The organism is Pseudomonas trutticola BRTCR10 (genome assembly GCF_056155105.1).
The window spans coordinates 1,560,126-1,576,306 of sequence record NZ_CM149552.1; the positions used below are offsets into that span (position 1 = coordinate 1,560,126).

At 60.2% G+C, this 16,181-nt stretch carries 13 protein-coding genes; 3 read left to right on the forward strand and 10 right to left on the reverse strand.

The window, feature by feature from the left end; all coding sequences use genetic code 11:
- Nucleotides 1–122: 122 nt before the first annotated feature.
- The 5 genes from ACVVH8_RS06850 to emhA form a co-directional block, all read right to left on the reverse strand.
- A complete protein-coding gene (locus ACVVH8_RS06850) occupies nucleotides 123–929 on the reverse strand; it encodes a methyltransferase domain-containing protein (RefSeq protein WP_315449185.1) in 807 nt (268 codons plus the stop codon).
- A 274-nt stretch (nucleotides 930–1,203) separates the two neighbouring features.
- Nucleotides 1,204–2,463, reverse strand: a complete 1,260-nt coding sequence (locus ACVVH8_RS06855; protein WP_475229168.1) for an OprD family porin — start codon at nucleotides 2,461–2,463, stop codon at nucleotides 1,204–1,206.
- Between the two features lie 442 nt (nucleotides 2,464–2,905).
- The gene (emhC, locus tag ACVVH8_RS06860) at nucleotides 2,906–4,366 is read right to left on the reverse strand and encodes an efflux RND transporter outer membrane subunit EmhC (RefSeq protein WP_475229170.1); all 1,461 of its coding nucleotides are present in this window, start codon (nucleotides 4,364–4,366) and stop codon (nucleotides 2,906–2,908) included.
- Entirely contained in the window at nucleotides 4,363–7,527 is a 3,165-nt protein-coding gene (gene emhB / locus ACVVH8_RS06865) for an efflux RND transporter permease subunit EmhB (RefSeq protein WP_213027790.1), read from the reverse strand. Before emhB ends, emhC begins: the two co-directional genes overlap by 4 nt.
- Before the next feature lie 3 nt (nucleotides 7,528–7,530).
- Nucleotides 7,531–8,688, reverse strand: a complete 1,158-nt coding sequence (gene emhA / locus ACVVH8_RS06870; RefSeq protein ID WP_103307024.1) for an efflux RND transporter periplasmic adaptor subunit EmhA — start codon at nucleotides 8,686–8,688, stop codon at nucleotides 7,531–7,533.
- 267 nt (nucleotides 8,689–8,955) lie between these two features.
- Between emhA and emhR the strand changes: the two genes are divergently transcribed.
- Complete coding sequence (emhR, locus tag ACVVH8_RS06875; RefSeq protein ID WP_103307022.1) at nucleotides 8,956–9,588, forward strand: efflux system transcriptional repressor EmhR; 633 nt, start codon at nucleotides 8,956–8,958, stop codon at nucleotides 9,586–9,588.
- 402 nt (nucleotides 9,589–9,990) lie between these two features.
- Here emhR and ACVVH8_RS06880 read toward each other — a convergent pair whose 3' ends face one another.
- Genes ACVVH8_RS06880 through ACVVH8_RS06890 form a run of 3 tightly spaced genes read right to left on the reverse strand, consistent with a single transcriptional unit; the run spans nucleotide 9,991 to nucleotide 12,563 of the window.
- Nucleotides 9,991–11,040 carry an alkene reductase gene (locus ACVVH8_RS06880; RefSeq protein ID WP_103307020.1) on the reverse strand — a complete coding sequence of 350 codons (1,050 nt, stop codon included), beginning with the start codon at nucleotides 11,038–11,040 and terminating at the stop codon, nucleotides 9,991–9,993.
- Between the two features lie 30 nt (nucleotides 11,041–11,070).
- The gene (locus ACVVH8_RS06885) at nucleotides 11,071–12,237 is read right to left on the reverse strand and encodes an MFS transporter (RefSeq protein ID WP_475229173.1); all 1,167 of its coding nucleotides are present in this window, start codon (nucleotides 12,235–12,237) and stop codon (nucleotides 11,071–11,073) included.
- Between the two features lie 5 nt (nucleotides 12,238–12,242).
- Entirely contained in the window at nucleotides 12,243–12,563 is a 321-nt protein-coding gene (locus ACVVH8_RS06890; protein WP_103307017.1) for an ArsR/SmtB family transcription factor, read from the reverse strand.
- Nucleotides 12,564–12,734: 171 nt separating this feature from the next.
- Between ACVVH8_RS06890 and ACVVH8_RS06895 the strand changes: the two genes are divergently transcribed.
- The gene (locus ACVVH8_RS06895; protein WP_103307016.1) at nucleotides 12,735–13,313 is read left to right on the forward strand and encodes an acyl carrier protein phosphodiesterase; all 579 of its coding nucleotides are present in this window, start codon (nucleotides 12,735–12,737) and stop codon (nucleotides 13,311–13,313) included.
- A gap of 125 nt (nucleotides 13,314–13,438) precedes the next feature.
- Here the strand turns inward: ACVVH8_RS06895 and ACVVH8_RS06900 are convergent, their stop codons facing one another.
- Complete coding sequence (locus ACVVH8_RS06900; protein WP_475229175.1) at nucleotides 13,439–14,230, reverse strand: lysophospholipid acyltransferase family protein; 792 nt, start codon at nucleotides 14,228–14,230, stop codon at nucleotides 13,439–13,441.
- Complete coding sequence (gene olsB, locus ACVVH8_RS06905) at nucleotides 14,230–14,985, reverse strand: L-ornithine N(alpha)-acyltransferase (RefSeq protein WP_475229177.1); 756 nt, start codon at nucleotides 14,983–14,985, stop codon at nucleotides 14,230–14,232. The genes ACVVH8_RS06900 and olsB overlap by 1 nt, the downstream gene beginning before the upstream one ends.
- 153 nt (nucleotides 14,986–15,138) lie before the next feature.
- Between olsB and ACVVH8_RS06910 the strand changes: the two genes are divergently transcribed.
- The gene (locus ACVVH8_RS06910) at nucleotides 15,139–16,017 is read left to right on the forward strand and encodes an acyl-CoA dehydrogenase middle domain-containing protein (protein WP_475229180.1); all 879 of its coding nucleotides are present in this window, start codon (nucleotides 15,139–15,141) and stop codon (nucleotides 16,015–16,017) included.
- The last annotated feature ends 164 nt before the right edge of the window (nucleotides 16,018–16,181 follow it).

Here is a 16,181-nt window from a genome sequence, read left to right on the forward strand (position 1 = left end):
GTCTGACGCCATCGCTGGCAAGCCAGCTCCCACAGTGTTCTCGGGTGTACCCAAAATTTGTGAACAACCCAAAAACCTGTGGGAGCTGGCTTGCCAGCGATAGCGGTAGTCGCCGTGATGCATCACACCGTGGCGACAATGAATATCCGCTTGAACGGAAACAACGTATGCCCATTCCTCTCCTGCGGATAATGCTCATGCACCCGCATCAGGTAGTGATAGATAAATCGCGACTGCTCCTCTGAATTCAGCGCCTGCATCACCGGGCGCAACGCCGACACCTTGACCCAGTCATACACCGGCGATTTCCCGTCGACCACCTGCAATTGCTCGGTCTCCCAGATATCCAGCGATTCGGTCAACGGCGCGAGCAGGCGATAGTAATCCTCCAGCGCCAACAGCGGCCGCGCCGCCATACGTTGGCGCAATTGCCGCGTACCCAGCGGTGTGCCGCCGGGGCCGGCATCGTCCAGCGTGTCGAGCATCAGCCGATACCACAACGCATCGCGCCAGTCCGGCATGTGCGCCGCCAGGCAGCCGCCGCGATTGAGCTGGCCGAGCAAGCGCGGCAGTAAGGTGTCGTGGTCGCCGATGAAATGCAGCACGGCCGCCGCGAGCAATAGATCCGCCGGTTGTTCAGGCTGCCATTCGAGCAGATCGCAGTGTTTCCACGATGCGTGAATCGGCAGGCAGCGGGCTTCATCAAGCATTTGTCGCGAGCTGTCGACGCCCTGCAGCTGTGCACGCGGCCAGCGCTGGGCCAACAACTGCGTGGCAATACCGGTGCCGCAGCCGAGGTCATAAATATGTTTGGGGTTGTGCAGTTCGACACGGTCGAGCAATTCATTGACCGGGCGTTGCCTGAGACGGGAAAACTGCTGGTACGCCTTGGCGTCCCAGTCGGGAGCTACATTGAGTCGGGTGATCATGAGGGGGTCCTCTGGTGATCAGCATTGTCTTCCGATGACAGCCTGGCTCAAGTCTTGGGGACCAACATCAACAGATAACGGAAGTGGGAGAGGTCGTACGCCTGAGTCCTTCAGGTTTTTTCAACTCTACCCGACGTCGAACAAAGTGCCAGCGCTCCTGACGGATGGCTCGCTGATATCACCTTTTATGCAGGAACTGCCGCAGGCTGCGATCTTTTGATCTTAAAAACAAAATCAAAAGATCGCAGCCTGCGGCAGCTCCAGGGGATTGAGGTTAGAGCAGGCTGATCGGGTAGCTGATGATCAGGCGGTTCTCATCGAACTCGTTGTTGCTGAAGTCCCGGCGCATGGTCGAGTTGCGCCATCTGACGTTGAGGTCCTTGAGTGTGCCGCTCTGCACGGTGTAACCCAGTTCCGATTCGCGACCCCATTCCTTGCCATCGGTGATGGTGCCGGTATGCACGTTGTCGCCACTGATGTAGCGGTTCATCAAGGTCAGACCGGGGATGCCAAGTGCGGCAAAGTTGTAGTCGTGGCGTACCTGCCAGGAGCGTTCCTGTGCGTTGTCATAACTTGAGTTGTAACTGTCGTTGGCCAAGGTGCCGCCGCTGGTGCCGTTGACGCGCATCCAGGCGCTGTCGCCTGTGAGCTTTTGCAGGCCGATGTAGAAGGTGTTGCCGCCGTATCGGGCCGAGAACATGCCGGACCAGGTCTTGTTATCGAGATCACCGGCGCGGGCGCTGCCGTCGTCCTTGCCGTAGAAGAAACCGAGGTTGGCGCCCAGTGTCCAGTCACCGAGTGGCTGGCTGTGGACCAAGTTGACGTATTGCTGGCTGTAGATGTCCTTGAGCTCGGCATTCCACACACCGATCTGCGTGCGTTTTTCGTTGAAAACGTATTCACCGCCCTGAAAGTTGAAGCGATCGGAGGTGAACGCAGCTTTGCCGAACATCGACATGTCGCTCATGCTGCTGTCGTCGCGCGGACTGTTGGCGCGGAACTGGCCGCCGTAGAGGGTCAGGCCGTCGATTTCCCTGGAGGTGATCTGGCCGCCACGAAAGGTTTGCGGCAGCGAGCGGCCGTCATCCGAACGCAGGATCGGCAGCACCGGCATCCATTCGCCAACCTTCACTTCGGTCTGCGACAGCTTCGCCTTGAAAGCGACATTGGTGCGGCCGAAGTTGTCCGCCGGGCGACCGTCGTGATCAAGCGGCAGCAGCTGCGACCCGCCAGTACCCTTGCCACCGCCGAGCTTCACCGAATACAGGCCGAGCACGTCCATGCCGAAACCGACGGTGCCTTGGGTGAAACCGGATTTGGCGTCGAGGATGAAGTTCTGCGTCCACTCTTCAGCTTTGCCCTGGGCTTTGGTCGGGTTGGTGAAGTTGCGGTTGATGTAGAAGTTGCGCAGGTTGAGATTGACCTTGGCCCCTTCGATAAAACCGCCTTCTTCAGCGGCAGCGGGCAGGGCAGCGCCAGCGAGGGCCAGGGCGATCAGGCCGGGGAATGCGTACGGCGCAGTGGGATGTGTCATCGCAGGATCTCTTTGTTATTTTTTTGGGTCGAACGAGGCCCGTTGCCGCCGTTTGCGGGGCAGACAGGGTTATGCAGATTCGGGACGAGGCGGCGGAGATCAGCCGGACAGGGCAGGGCGCGGGGGCATGGTGTCGAACCTGTTGTTATTGGTTTTGTGGGACGAATGGTGCGGGGCGCGCAGGCGTGGTTTCAATCGGAGAAAGCGGGTTCTGGGCGATTATCGAACCAAGATTGATGATGATTTTGCGGCGGCTGTGCGGGCCTCATCGCTGGCAAGCCAGCTCCCACAGTGATCTGGCTGGATGCAGAAATTGAGAACACCACAAAACCTGTGTGGGAGCTGGCTTGCCAGCGATGGGGCCAGCCCAGGCAACACAACTTTTTGACAGACAACAAAAAGCCCGCCAAATGGCGGGCTCCTTGTGTTCACCTGATGATGATCAGAACAGCTTCATCTTCGGCGCTTCTTCTTTCAGCGGTTCGTTCTGCGCGGTTTGCGCATTCCAGCCACCGCCCAGGGCCTTGTACAGGTTGACCGCACTGGTCAGCTGCGCGAGGCGGTCGGTGATCAGCGCTTGTTGCGCGCTGAACAGCTGACGCTGGGCATCGAGGAAGGTCAGGTTGCTGTCGACGCCGATGCGGTAACGACGTTCGGCCAGGCGGTAGTAATCCTGGTTGGCCTGAACGAAATCACGCTGCGCTTGCAACTGCTCGGTGTAGGTCTGGCGTGCGGCCAGGCCATCGGCGACTTCCTGGAAGCTGGTTTGAATTGCCTTTTCGTAGTTCGCCACGCCAATGTCCTTCTGGATCTTGGCGTAGTCGAGGCTGGCGCGCAGGCTGCCGGCGTTGAAGATCGGCAGGTTGATCTGCGGCTGGAACAGCCAAGTCCCCGAACCACCCTTGAACAGACCGGACAGGTCCGGGCTCAGGCTGCCCGCGTTGGCGGTCAGGCTGATGCTCGGGAAGAACGCGGCACGGGCGGCGCCGATGTTGGCGTTGGCGGCCTTCAGGTTGTACTCGGCCTGGAGGATGTCCGGACGACGTTGCAGCAGGTCCGAAGGCAGACCGGCCGGTACGTCGCTGAGCAGATCATCCGACAGCGGTTTGGCCGCTTGCAGGTTGGCCGGGATGCCGGTGCCGAGCAGCAGGGTCAGGCTGTTTTCGTCCTGCGCGACCTGGCGGGTGTACTTGGCCAGTTGTGCACGGGCGTTTTCCACCGAGGTACGCGACTGCGCCAGATCCAGCGCCGAGGCGACACCGACTTCATTGCTGCGGCTGGTCAGCTTGTAGCTTTCTTCGAAGGCACCGAGGGTGTCCTGGGTCAGCTTCAGCAGTTCCTTGTCGGCTTGCCAGGTCAGGTAAGCATTGGCGACGCTGGCGACCAGACTGATCTGCGTGCTGCGGCGCGCTTCTTCAGTGGCGAAGTATTGTTGCAGCGCTTGTTCGCTCAGGCTGCGAACCCGACCGAAGAGGTCGAGTTCGTAGGCACTGATGCCGACGGTGGCGGAGTACGAGCTGGTGATGCTCGACTCGCCGGTCTGCGATGCACGGGCCGGAACCCGTTGACGGCTGCCACTGGCATTGGCCGAAACCGCCGGGAACAGGTCGGCACGCTGGATGCGGTATTGAGCCGCGTAGGCGTCGATGTTCAGTGCCGCAACACGCAGGTCACGGTTGTTTTCCAGCGATACCTGAATCAGCTGTTGCAGGGCAGGGTCATGGAAAAACTGCTTCCAGCCCTGCTCGGCAGCGGCTTGCGCCGGTGCCTGGGCCGGCGAATACGCCGGGCCCTGCGGGTACTGGCCTGCGACCGGAGCCTCAGGCTGCTGATAATCAGGTATCAGCGAGCAACCGCTCAGCACGAAGGCGGCGACTGCGAGGGAGAGTAGCGACTTGCTCATTGGCCAGCCTCTTTAGGAGTTTCTTTAGTTTCATCCTGGTCGGCGTTTTTACGCTGGCCCATGGACGAAACCGTGACGAAGAACAGTGGGACCCAGAAGATCGCCAGGATCGTGGCGGTGATCATACCGCCGATTACCACCGTACCGATGGCGTGTTGGCTACCAGAGCCCGCGCCGGTGGAAATAGCCAGCGGTACCACACCGAGAATAAACGCCAGCGAGGTCATGATGATCGGACGCAGACGCATGCGGCAAGCCTCGATAGCTGCGTCACGCAGGCTGGCGCCCTGTTCGTGCAGCTCCTTGGCGAACTCGACGATCAGAATGGCGTTTTTCGCCGCCAGACCGATGGTCGTCAACAGACCCACCAGGAAGTACACGTCGTTGGACAGACCGCGCAGACTGGTCGCCAGCAAGGCACCAATGATCCCCAACGGCACCACGAGTACGACAGCAATCGGAATCGACCAGCTCTCATACAGTGCCGCCAGACACAGGAATACCATCAGCAACGACAGCGCGAACAGGGCCGGGGCTTGCGAACCTGCCAGACGCTCTTCATAGGACAGACCGGTCCAGGAGATACCGACACCTTTTGGCAGTTTCGCCGCGATGGCTTCGACTTCAGCCATGGCTTCACCCGTGGAGTAACCCGGAGCCGGAGCACCGAGGATTTCCACCGCCTCTACGCCGTTATAGCGTGAGAGCTTGGGCGAGCCGTAGATCCACTCGCCCTTGGCGAACGCCGAGAACGGAACCATGGTGCCGCTGGCGTTGCGTACGTACCACTTCTTCAGATCTTCCGGGTTCATGCGCGAATCCGGCTGGCCTTGCACGTACACCTTTTTCACCCGACCGCGGTCGATGAAGTCGTTGACGTAGCTACTGCCCAAGGCAATCGACAAGGTGTTGTTGATGTCGCTGATGGTAACGCCGAGGGCACTGGCCTTCTCGTCGTCGATTTCGAGCTGGAACTGTGGCTCGTCGTTCAGACCATTCGGACGCACCTGCGACAGCACCTTGCTCTGCGCCGCCATGCCGAGGAACTGGTTGCGTGCTTCCATCAACTTTTCGTGACCAATACCGGCGCGGTCTTGCAGGAACACGTCGAAACCGGTGGCGTTACCCAATTCCAGTACCGCCGGCGGGGCGAAGGCGAACACCATCGCATCACGGAAGGTAAAGAAGTGCTGCTGGGCGCGAGCGGCCAGTTTGAACACGCTGTTGTCGGCGTCACGTTCGTGCCATGGCTTGAGCATGATGAACGCCATACCCGAGCTTTGACCACGGCCGGCGAAGTTGAAGCCGGTTACAGTGAACACCGATGCTACCGTGTCACCTTCACCGCCATCCTTGGTCGGCCGCAGCAGGTACTCACGCATTTCATCCACGACCACCTGAGTGCGCTGGGCACTTGAGCCGGCCGGGGTCTGCACTTGAGCGAACAGTACGCCCTGATCTTCTTCCGGCAGGAAGGACGAAGGAATGCGCATGAACAGCCAGATCATGCCGATCAGAATCAGCGCGTAGGCCAGTAAATACGGGACCTTTTGACGCAGGATGTTACCGACGCCGCGCTCGTAGCTTTTGACGCTACGGTCGAAGTTGCGGTTGAACCAGCCGAAGAAGCCTTTTTTCGGCGTGCCATGCTCACCATGAGGAATCGGTTTGAGCATGGTCGCGCAGAGCGCCGGAGTGAAGATCAGTGCTACCAGCACCGACAGGGCCATGGCCGAGACGATGGTGATCGAAAACTGCTTGTAGATCACGCCGGTCGAGCCACCAAAGAACGCCATCGGCAGCAGTACTGCCGACAGTACCAGGGCGATACCGACCAGTGCGCCCTGGATCTGGCCCATGGACTTTTTGGTCGCTTCCTTGGGAGACAGCCCTTCCTCAGCCATCACCCGTTCGACGTTTTCCACCACGACGATGGCATCGTCCACCAGCAAACCGATGGCCAGCACCATACCGAACATGGTCAGGGTGTTGATGCTGAAACCGGCGGCGGCGAGGATGCCGAACGTACCGAGCAATACCACCGGCACGGTCATCGTGGTGATGACGGTGGCGCGGAAGTTCTGCAGGAACAGGAACATCACCAGGAATACCAGCACGATCGCTTCGACCAGGGTTTCAACCACACCCTTGATCGACTCGGTCACCACTGGAGTGGTGTCGTACGGGAATACCACTTCCATCCCTTGCGGGAAGAATGGCTTGAGGCTGTCGATGGTGGTGCGCAGGGCCTTGGCCGTGTCCAGGGCGTTGGCGCCGTTGGCCAGTTTCACTGCCAGACCGGAAGCCGGGCTGCCGTTGAACTGGGCGCTGATCGCGTAGTTTTCACCACCCAGGCCAACGTCGGCGACGTCTTTCAAGCGAACCTGCGAGCCGTCCTTGTTGACCTTGAGCAGGATTTCCTTGAACTGCTCGGCGGTTTGCAGACGGGTCTTGCCGATGATCGTCGCGTTCAGTTGCTGACCTTGCACGGCCGGCAAGCCGCCGAGCTGACCGGATGAGACCTGGACGTTCTGCGCCGCAATGGCGGTTTTCACGTCGACCGGGGTCAGGTTGAAGTTGTTCAACTTGGCCGGGTCGAGCCAGATGCGCATCGCGTACTGGGCACCGAAGACCTGGAAGTCACCGACACCGGCGGTGCGCGAGATCGGGTCCTGCATGTTCGACACGATGTAGTTGGACAGGTCGTCCTTGGACATGCTGCCGTCACGCGACACAACGCCGATCACCAACAGGAAGTTCTTCACTGCCTTGGTCACACGGATACCTTGTTGCTGCACTTCCTGCGGCAACAGCGGGGTCGCCAGGTTCAGCTTGTTCTGAACCTGTACCTGTGCGGTGTCGGAGTTGGTGCCTTGCTCGAAGGTCGCGGTGATGGTCATGCTGCCGTCGGAGTTACTTTCCGACGATACATAACGCAGGTTGTCGATACCGTTGAGCTGCTGCTCGATCACTTGGACCACGGTGTCCTGCACGGTTTGCGCCGAAGCACCCGGGTAGGTCACGGAGATTGCAATGGCCGGTGGCGCAATGCTCGGGTACTGGTTGATCGGCAACTTGAGGATCGATAGTGCCCCGACCAGCATGATCACCAGGGCAATTACCCAGGCGAAAATCGGACGGTCGATGAAGAATTTTGACATGGGTTACTCCCCTTTGCCGCCGGCGGCTTTGTCAGCTGCCTGTGCGGGGGCCGGGTTCTTTGCGCCGACATTGGTCGCTTCGGTCGGTTTGACCTCGGCACCGGGCTTGACGAATTGCAGGCCTTCGGTGATCAGACGATCGCCGGCCTTCAGTCCGTCTTCGATCAGCCACTGGCTGCCGACGGTGCGGCTGGCCTTGAGCTGACGCAACTCGACCTTGTTGTCCGGACCAACGACCAGTGCGGTCGGTGTGCCTTTGAGGTCGCGGGTCACACCCTGCTGCGGGGCGAGGATCGCGGCGCTGTTCACACCAGCCTGCAATTGGGCGTGGACGAACATACCCGGCAGCAACGTGTGATCCGGGTTCGGGAACACGGCGCGCAGGGTCACGGAACCGGTAGTCGGGTCGACCGATACTTCGGAGAATTCCAGCTTACCGTCGAGCTTGTACTGGCTGCCGTCTTCCAAGGTCAGCTTGACCGCTGCAGCGTTGTCGCCGGATTTTTGCAGACGACCGCTTTCCAGCTCGCGACGCAGTTCCAGCAGTTCAACCGACGACTGCGTGACGTCGACGTAGATCGGGTCCAGTTGCTGGATCACGGCCATGGCGTCAGTCTGGCCGTTGCTGACCAAGGCACCTTCGGTGACCGAAGAACGACCGATACGGCCCGAGATCGGCGCGTAGACCTTGGTGTAACGCACGTTGATCTGCGCGCTCTGCAATGAAGCTTCCGATTGCAGACGGTTGGACAGTGCGGTGTCGTATTCCTGACGGCTCACAGCCTGTTCATCGACCAGTTGCTTGTAGCGGTCGGAGATCGATTTGGTCGAACGCAGGTTGGCTTCAGCGCTTTTCAGTGTCGCTTCATAGACCGATGGATCGATCTGATAGAGCTGCTGGCCGGCCTTGACGTCGGCACCTTCCTTGAACAAACGCTTGAGAATGATGCCGTTGACCTGCGGTCGAACTTCAGCAATGCGGAACGCACTGGTGCGGCCCGGCAGTTCTGACGTGAGGGTAAACGCTTGTGGTTGCAGGGTGACGACGCCGACCTGAGGGGGCGGAGCGGCCGGTGCCGCTTCTTCCTTTTTACATCCGCTGAGCAGCGATGCCAGGGCGACGGCAGTGACCAGAGCGGTAACAGCTGGCTTGAATTGCATGAAGATCCTCGGGTCAGGCGCGCAAAAAACGCACAAGAAGTGTGGAAGGGTAAAAAAAGAGTGTCGGGTGGATAAGTAGCTTGCTAAGGAATATACTTACGTTCATGGTTGTTTGTAAACACCTTGGCCGCGTACCCACCCTGTTACAAAAGTCGTTGCAAGGTTCGAAATTGTAGGCCGGGGAGTCGATTCGCGAAGAGATCGCCCCCTTTTTATTCAGCGGATATTCAGCCATCCCTGAAACATCCTGTTTGAGGTTTTACTGCCATGGTCCGTCGTACCAAAGAGGAAGCTCAAGAAACCCGCAGCCAGATCCTGGAAGCGGCAGAGAAAGCCTTTTATGAAAGGGGCGTCGCTCGTACGACGTTGGCGGACATCGCGACCATGGCCGGTGTCACGCGCGGCGCGATCTATTGGCATTTCAGCAACAAAGCCGATCTGGTCCAGGCCATGCTCGACAGCTTGCATGAGCCGCTGGATGAACTGGCAAAAGCCAGCGAAAGCGAGGACGAACTGGACCCGCTGGGCTGCATGCGCAAATTGCTGATTCATTTGTTTCATCAAGTTGCGCTGGATCCGAAGACCCGACGCATCAACGAAATTCTGTTTCATAAGTGCGAGTTCACCGATGAAATGTGCGATTTGCGCCAGCAGCGCCGGGCGGCCAGTCTCGATTGCAATCTGCGTATCGGGCTGACCCTGCGTAATGCGGTGAATCGCGGCCAGTTGCCGGAAGATCTCGACACTGCCCGTGCGGCCATCAGCATTCATGCCTATATCGATGGCCTCCTGTACGGCTGGCTGTTGGCGCCGGACAGTTTTGAACTGCATGCCGAAGCCGAGCGCTGGGTCGACACTGGGCTGGATATGCTGCGCCTGAGCCCCAGCCTGCGCAAATGAAAGAAAAGAGCAATTGGCGCAGCTTATGTCAACTGGCCTGCTTTTATAAACGTTTGAGGCCCGGAGTTTATACGTAGCGAGCTACGGATTTTGTAGGGAATTTGTGTCTCCTGTGTGAACGAATGTGCCTGCTTGCCCTCACCCTGGCCCTCTCCCAGAAGGAGAGGGGACTGACCGAGGTGTTCTTTCGAGATACACCGACCTGAGATATCAGGTCCAACTCCAGATCTGAAAAGCACACAGATCGGCTCCCTCTCCCTCGGGAGAGGGCTGGGCGGGCGGCGTTCCGATGAGGGGCTACTTAATCAGCCGCGCAATCAATCTTCAGGCGAACACAAAAAAGCCCCCGGCTCTCACAAGTCGGGGGCTTTTGTGTTTTTGCTGCTTTGTACTGAATAGCGCTTACAGCGTCGGGTAGTCGATGTAGCCGACCGGGCCCTTGGCGTAGAACAACTCTGGACGCGGCTCATTCAACGGCGCATCGGCCTTCAAACGTGCCGGCAGATCCGGGTTGGCAATAAACGGTACACCGAACGCCACCGCGTCAGCCTTGCCGCTGGCCAGCCACGCGTTGGCGCTGTCCTTGGTGAAGCGTTCGTTGGCGATGTACGGGCCGCCGAAGGCTTCTTTGAGTTGTGGGCCGAGGCTGTCGGCGCCTTCTTTCTCGCGGGAGCAGATGAACGCGATGCCACGTTTGCCCAGCTCACGCGCCACATAAGTGAAGGTTTCAGCCAGATTGTCATCGCCCATGTCATGAGCGTCGGCGCGCGGTGCCAGGTGCACACCGACACGGCCGGCGCCCCAGACGTCGATCGCTGCGTCAGTCACTTCCAGCAGCAGACGTGCACGGTTTTCCAGGGAGCCGCCGTAGTTGTCGGTGCGCTGGTTGGTGCTGGTTTGCAGGAACTGGTCGAGCAGGTAACCGTTGGCGCCGTGGATTTCCACGCCGTCAAAACCAGCGGCCTTGGCGTTCTCGGCACCGGTGCGGTAGGCGTCGACGATGTCGGCGATTTCAGCGGTTTCCAGAGCGCGCGGGGTCGGGTAGTCGGACAGTGGGCGCACCAGGCTGACGTGACCTTTCGCTTGAACCGCGCTCGGTGCAACCGGCGCTTCACCGTTGAGGTACGACGGGTGGGAAACCCGGCCGACGTGCCACAGTTGCAGGAAAATCTTGCCGCCGGCAGCGTGAATGGCTTTGGTCACGTTAGCCCAGCCGCGCACTTGATCGTTGGACCAGATGCCCGGGGTGTCCGGGTAGCCAACGCCCATTGGCGTCACCGAAGTGGCTTCGCTGAGGATCAGGCCGGCGGAGGCGCGCTGTACGTAGTACTCGGCCATCAGCGCGTTCGGTACGCGGCCTTCGTCGGCGCGGCAGCGGGTCAGCGGAGCCATGATGATGCGGTTCGACAGCTCGACGTCGCCCAGTTTGATCGGATCGAAAATTGTTGCCATGAAATACAACCCTCGTAATGAAGTGGTTAATCAGTTGGTCGCGGGGGCCAGCTCGGCATTGCCGTTCTGACGGAAAGTAATCAGGGTCACCAGCAGGGCGAGCACCGCCAGAGCGGCTGCGGCCAAAGGCACGCTGGTCAGGCCGAAACCGTGGGCGATGACGCTGCCGCCGACCCAGGCACCAAGCGCGTTGCCGACGTTGAAAGCACCGATGTTCAGGGTCGAAACCAGGTTCGGTGCAGCCTTGCCGAAGGTCACCACGTTGATTTGCAGGGCCGGCACTGCCGCGAAGGAGGCGGTGGCCCAGAGGAACAGGGTGATTTCGGTCGGGATCAACGCGACGCTGGTCCAGCTCAGCACGGTGGAGACCACGGCCATCGACACGAACACGCCGATCAGGGTGGCACCGAGGCGTTTGTCCGCCAGTTTGCCGCCGATGATGTTGCCGACCGTCAAACCGAGGCCGATCAACAGCAGGGTCCAGGTCACGCCTTTTGGCGAGACACCGGTGACATCGCCGAGCAGCGGGGCGACGTAGGTGAAGAGGGTGAACATGGAGGCGGCGAACAGCGCGGTCATGCTCAGCGACAGCCAGATACCGGCGCCTTTGAGCGCGGCGAGTTCGGCGCGCATGTCGAGTTTTTCTTCGTCACGCTTGGCCGGCAGAAAGCGGATCAGACCGATCAGCGCGATCACACCGATCACGGTCACTGCCCAGAAGGTCGAACGCCAGCCGGCTTCCTGACCCAGTGCAGTGCCCAGCGGCACGCCGAGGACGTTGGCCAGGGTCAGACCGGTGAACATCAACGCGACCGCCGAAGCGCGTTTGTTCGGCGCTACCAGACCGGCGGCTACCACCGAACCGATACCAAAGAACGCACCGTGGCACAGCGCAGTGACGACACGGGCGAACATCAGCACGTTGTAATCACTGGCCAGCGCACAGAGCAGGTTGCCGACAATAAAAATCCCCATCAACGCGACCAGTGCAGCCTTGCGCGGCAATTTGGCGGTGGCCAGTGCCATGAACGGTGCACCGATGGCCACGCCCAGGGCGTAACCGGTCACCAGCCAGCCGGCGCCGGGAATCGACACACCGAGGTCGGCCGCCACATCGGGCAGCAGGCCCATGATGACGAACTCGGTGGTGCCGATGGCGAAGGCGCTCAAGGCCAGAATGAGTAGCGAGAGGGGCATTTGAATCAATTCCTTGTGGGAGCGCTGAGCTCTTTGACGATGGCGTCGAGGAACGCCTGAATCACGTCCTCGTTGCGTTTGAAGAAGTGCCACTGACCGGCCTTCTGGCTGCTGATCAACCCGGCGCGCTGCAGGGTGGCCAGGTGCGCCGATACGGTCGACTGCGACAGGCCGCAGCGTTGGTCGATCTGCCCGGCACAGATGCCGTACTCGTGGTTGTGGATCTGTTCCGGAAACTGGGCTTTGGGGTCTTTCAGCCAGATGAGGATGTCTCGCCGTACTGGGTGTGCCAGGGCTTTTATTATTTCGTCGAGGTCGATGTTCATGGCTTGGGGCTCGTGATGTCTGTAGCGCTATATCGCGATGAGGCGAACTTTAAATCGGTACTTCGCGATATACCAATATGAATTTGATCTGACGACCGCATAAATCGGTATATCGGGTTATAACGATACGTTGGGTGTAGCGATGAAAGCGCGCAGTGCTAAGCTGCGCCCATGAACTATCTCGCACATTTGCACCTCGGTGGCCAGCGCCCCGAGCAATTACTCGGCAGTCTGTATGGCGATTTCGTCAAAGGGCGGCTGCAAGGGCAGTTTGCGCCGCAGGTTGAAGCGGCGATTCAACTGCATCGACGGATTGACGTGTTCACCGATCGCCATCCGTTGGTGGACATCGCGCTGGGGCGATTTTCCGCGACTCGACGGCGGTATGCCGGGATCGTCCTCGACGTGTTTTTCGACCATTGCCTGGCGCGGGACTGGCGCTTGTATGCCGATCAACCGCTGGAGCAGTTCACCGCCGACGTCTATCGGGTGCTGTCCCGTGAGCGGCAATTGCCCGAACGCCTGGCGAAGATCGCCCCGCACATGGTCGCCAATGACTGGCTGGGTTCGTACCGCGAGTTTGAAGTGCTGGAGCAGGTGTTGCGCGGCATTTCCCGGCGGCTGACTAAGCCGGAAGAACTGGCGGGGGCGATGCAGGAATTGCGGCGGTTGTATGAGCCGCTCAGTGAGGACTTCGCGTTGTTCTACCCGCAATTGCAAGACTTCGCACAATCCTCAACAACACCCTGAATCCCTGTGGGAGCTGGCTTGCCAGCGATGGCGTCGGCACATTCAACATTCGTGTCGGCTGGTCTACCGCTATCGCTGGCAAGCCAGCTCCCACAGGGGCCGAGGGTGATTTCTGGATTGGTATTTCAGGCGGCGATGGCCGGGCGCATCGGGGATTTTTGCTTTTCCGGGATCGCGCCAAACAACGCCTTCTGCACCGCCTGCTGCGCGTCAAACGCGAGCGCCGCGCGCTCCCGGCCCTGGCAGGCAATCGGCTTGAGCAGATGCACTTCGACATCGCCGCAATCGTTGCTGAACAAACGCATCAGGTGCGACAGCAGATCATCGTCACCAATGAACGGCGCGAGCGAGTCGATCTCACCGTCGCGCAGATAACGGATCGCCACCGGTTGCAGCATCACCTCCGAATCAATCGCCGCCGACAGCAGGCGCCCGTGAAACGTGCGCAGCGAGCGCCCGTCCGTGGTCGTGCCTTCCGGGAACATCAGCAGCGAATGATCGCTTTGCAGGTGACGGGTCATCTGCTTGCGGATCAACTGACTGTCGCCCGAACCGCGACGGATGAACAGGCTGCCAGCCTTCGCCGCGAGCCAACCGGCCACCGGCCAGGTACGCACTTCGGCCTTGGACAGAAACGACAACGGCGTGAGCATCCCCAGCAGCGGGATATCGGTCCACGACACATGGTTGCTGACCCACAGCATCGGCTGCTTCGGCAATTCACCGTGAACTGTCACGCGAAAGGGCAGGGCGTTGCTCAGGCGCGCCATAAAAAACCGCGACCAGCGCTGGCGACGCTCCATCGAATGCGCCAGGCCAATCCGTTCAAACACACCGAAGACGCTGGCCATGCTCAAGCCCAGCGAGACCACCAGCAGCACTCGCGCAATCCGCGCGTACACCCGAAACCGGCTCATCACACGGCCGCCTTGAAATGCTTGGCGTAGCGCGGGCAGAGTTCGTCGCGTTTGAGCAGGATGAACACGTCCGCTACCTGGAAGTCTTGGTCCCAGCACGGCTCGCCACAGATCTTCGCGCCCAGACGCATGTAAGCCTTGAGCAGCGGTGGCATCTCCGCAATCACGTTGGAGGGGATATCCAGCGTCGGCAGCGGATTTTTCGGTTCGGCGCGTAAGTGCTCGGTGCACAGATAACGTTCGCGCAGGCGTTGCATGATCGCGTGAGCCTGAATGCCGCCGTCCTGCATCGGGATGCTCGCGCAGCCCATCAAGTAGCTGTAGCCACCCTGATTCAGCACTTCGGCCAACTCGCCCCACAGCACGGCGATGGTGCCGCCATTGCGGTAGGCCGGGTCAACGCAGGTGCGGCCGATTTCGAGGATCGGGCCTTGCAGATGAGCGAGGCCATGCAGGCTGAATTCTTCTTCGCTGTAGAACTTGCCCAGGCTGCTGGCGGCGGTGTGATCGAGCAAACGGGTGGTCGCCACCAGGCGTCCGGTGTTCAGATCACGCACGCCGATGTGGCTGCAGTGAACATCATAATCATCCATGTCCAGACCCAGCTCCGCGCCTTTCATTTTGGCGTTGAACTCGCCACTGAAGACGCTGAAGCGCAAGGCCTGGGCTTGCTGCAAGGCCTCGGCGCCGATCAGGCGTTCGGCTTGCAGGCGGCGTTCATTGCCGGTGTCGCTGATGCGGGCGATCTGAGTCATGTGAATCTCCGTACGGGCCTTTAACCCGTCGTGGGTTGCAGCCGATCGACTTTCTTTATGCAGCCGTGTTGTGCAAAGTCAGGCTATGTAGCCCCGGTGTCATCGCCATGAAAGTTTGGTGATGCTTATATGACAGCCCACAAGGAGCCTCTTATGCCCTGGCCAGATCTGCTGCACAGCCGTGAACGATTGCCCGCCGTTGCTGACCTTGCCGAAGGTTTTGCGACGTTGTTGCATCAACTGGGCAACGTCACGCCGTTCCAATTGGCGGTCACGGGCGGGCGGCGGATGGCGACGCCGGGGCTGGCATTTCTGGTCGGTTATCAAGCGGCGTTGCGCATGTTGTGGCCGAGTGCGCCGCTGAGCCTGGGCGCGTTGTGTGCGACCGAACAGCGCAGCTTGCGTCCGGCGGACATGCAGACGCGGTTGAGCGATTTGCGTCTGACTGGCCGCAAGGACTTTGTCACCGCCGGTGATGCGGCGGACTGGTTATTGATCGCCGCGCGCAGTGAGGAACCCGGCGAGGCGCCGCGACTGAGCCTGGCGGTGGTGTATCCCGGCGAACCCGGCGTGACCGTGGAAAAGCTGCCGGCGCTGCCGTTGATGCCGGACATCAGCCACGGTCGCTTGCACCTCGACGGCGCGATGTGCGAACTGCTTGCCGGCGACGGTTGGGACGCTTACGTCAAACCGTTTCGCACCCTTGAAGATGTCTATGTCTTGAGCGCAGTGACCGCGTGGCTGTATGGCGTCGGGCAGGACAGCGACTGGCCGCAGCCACTGCAATTGCGCTTGCTCGCGCTGTTGGCCGGGTGTGCGGAAGCGAGCCGGCAGCCGCCGAACAATCCGCCGGGGCATGTGTTGCTCGGTGGGTTGTTTGCGCAGTTTGAATCGCTCAAGACCGAAATCGATCAGGCGCTGGCCGCCGGTGATCCCGAGTGGGCGGTGATGTGGCAGCGCGATCAGGGCGTGATGCAGTTGGCGGCGGGGGCTCGGGCCAAGCGGCTGGCCAAGGCTTTGGCGGAGGCCTGACTGGCCCCATCGCTGGCAAGCCAGCTCCCACAGGGTTCTTTAGTGGATACAAATTTTGTGAACACCTGTGCAACCTGGGGGAGCTGGCTTGCCAGCGATGGCGGTTTCATGAACAACAAAAATCGCCAATCTGTCATCAACCCCGACTAGGCTCAGCAGGTTCA

What these genes read in the sequence shown, in the direction of transcription:
- ACVVH8_RS06890 (WP_103307017.1), bottom strand. Translation starts at nt 12,563, where the DNA reads ATGAACATCGACCTCGACGAAATAATAAAAGCCCTGGCACACCCAGTA.
- ACVVH8_RS06885 (WP_475229173.1), bottom strand. Translation starts at nt 12,237, where the DNA reads ATGCCCCTCTCGCTACTCATTCTGGCCTTGAGCGCCTTCGCCATCGGC.
- emhA (WP_103307024.1), bottom strand. Translation starts at nt 8,688, where the DNA reads ATGCAATTCAAGCCAGCTGTTACCGCTCTGGTCACTGCCGTCGCCCTG.
- olsB (WP_475229177.1), bottom strand. Translation starts at nt 14,985, where the DNA reads ATGACTCAGATCGCCCGCATCAGCGACACCGGCAATGAACGCCGCCTG.
- emhC (WP_475229170.1), bottom strand. Translation starts at nt 4,366, where the DNA reads ATGAGCAAGTCGCTACTCTCCCTCGCAGTCGCCGCCTTCGTGCTGAGC.
- ACVVH8_RS06895 (WP_103307016.1), top strand. Translation starts at nt 12,735, where the DNA reads ATGAACTATCTCGCACATTTGCACCTCGGTGGCCAGCGCCCCGAGCAA.
- ACVVH8_RS06900 (WP_475229175.1), bottom strand. Translation starts at nt 14,230, where the DNA reads ATGAGCCGGTTTCGGGTGTACGCGCGGATTGCGCGAGTGCTGCTGGTG.
- emhR (WP_103307022.1), top strand. Translation starts at nt 8,956, where the DNA reads ATGGTCCGTCGTACCAAAGAGGAAGCTCAAGAAACCCGCAGCCAGATC.
- ACVVH8_RS06855 (WP_475229168.1), bottom strand. Translation starts at nt 2,463, where the DNA reads ATGACACATCCCACTGCGCCGTACGCATTCCCCGGCCTGATCGCCCTG.
- emhB (WP_213027790.1), bottom strand. Translation starts at nt 7,527, where the DNA reads ATGTCAAAATTCTTCATCGACCGTCCGATTTTCGCCTGGGTAATTGCC.
- ACVVH8_RS06910 (WP_475229180.1), top strand. Translation starts at nt 15,139, where the DNA reads ATGCCCTGGCCAGATCTGCTGCACAGCCGTGAACGATTGCCCGCCGTT.
- ACVVH8_RS06850 (WP_315449185.1), bottom strand. Translation starts at nt 929, where the DNA reads ATGATCACCCGACTCAATGTAGCTCCCGACTGGGACGCCAAGGCGTAC.
- ACVVH8_RS06880 (WP_103307020.1), bottom strand. Translation starts at nt 11,040, where the DNA reads ATGGCAACAATTTTCGATCCGATCAAACTGGGCGACGTCGAGCTGTCG.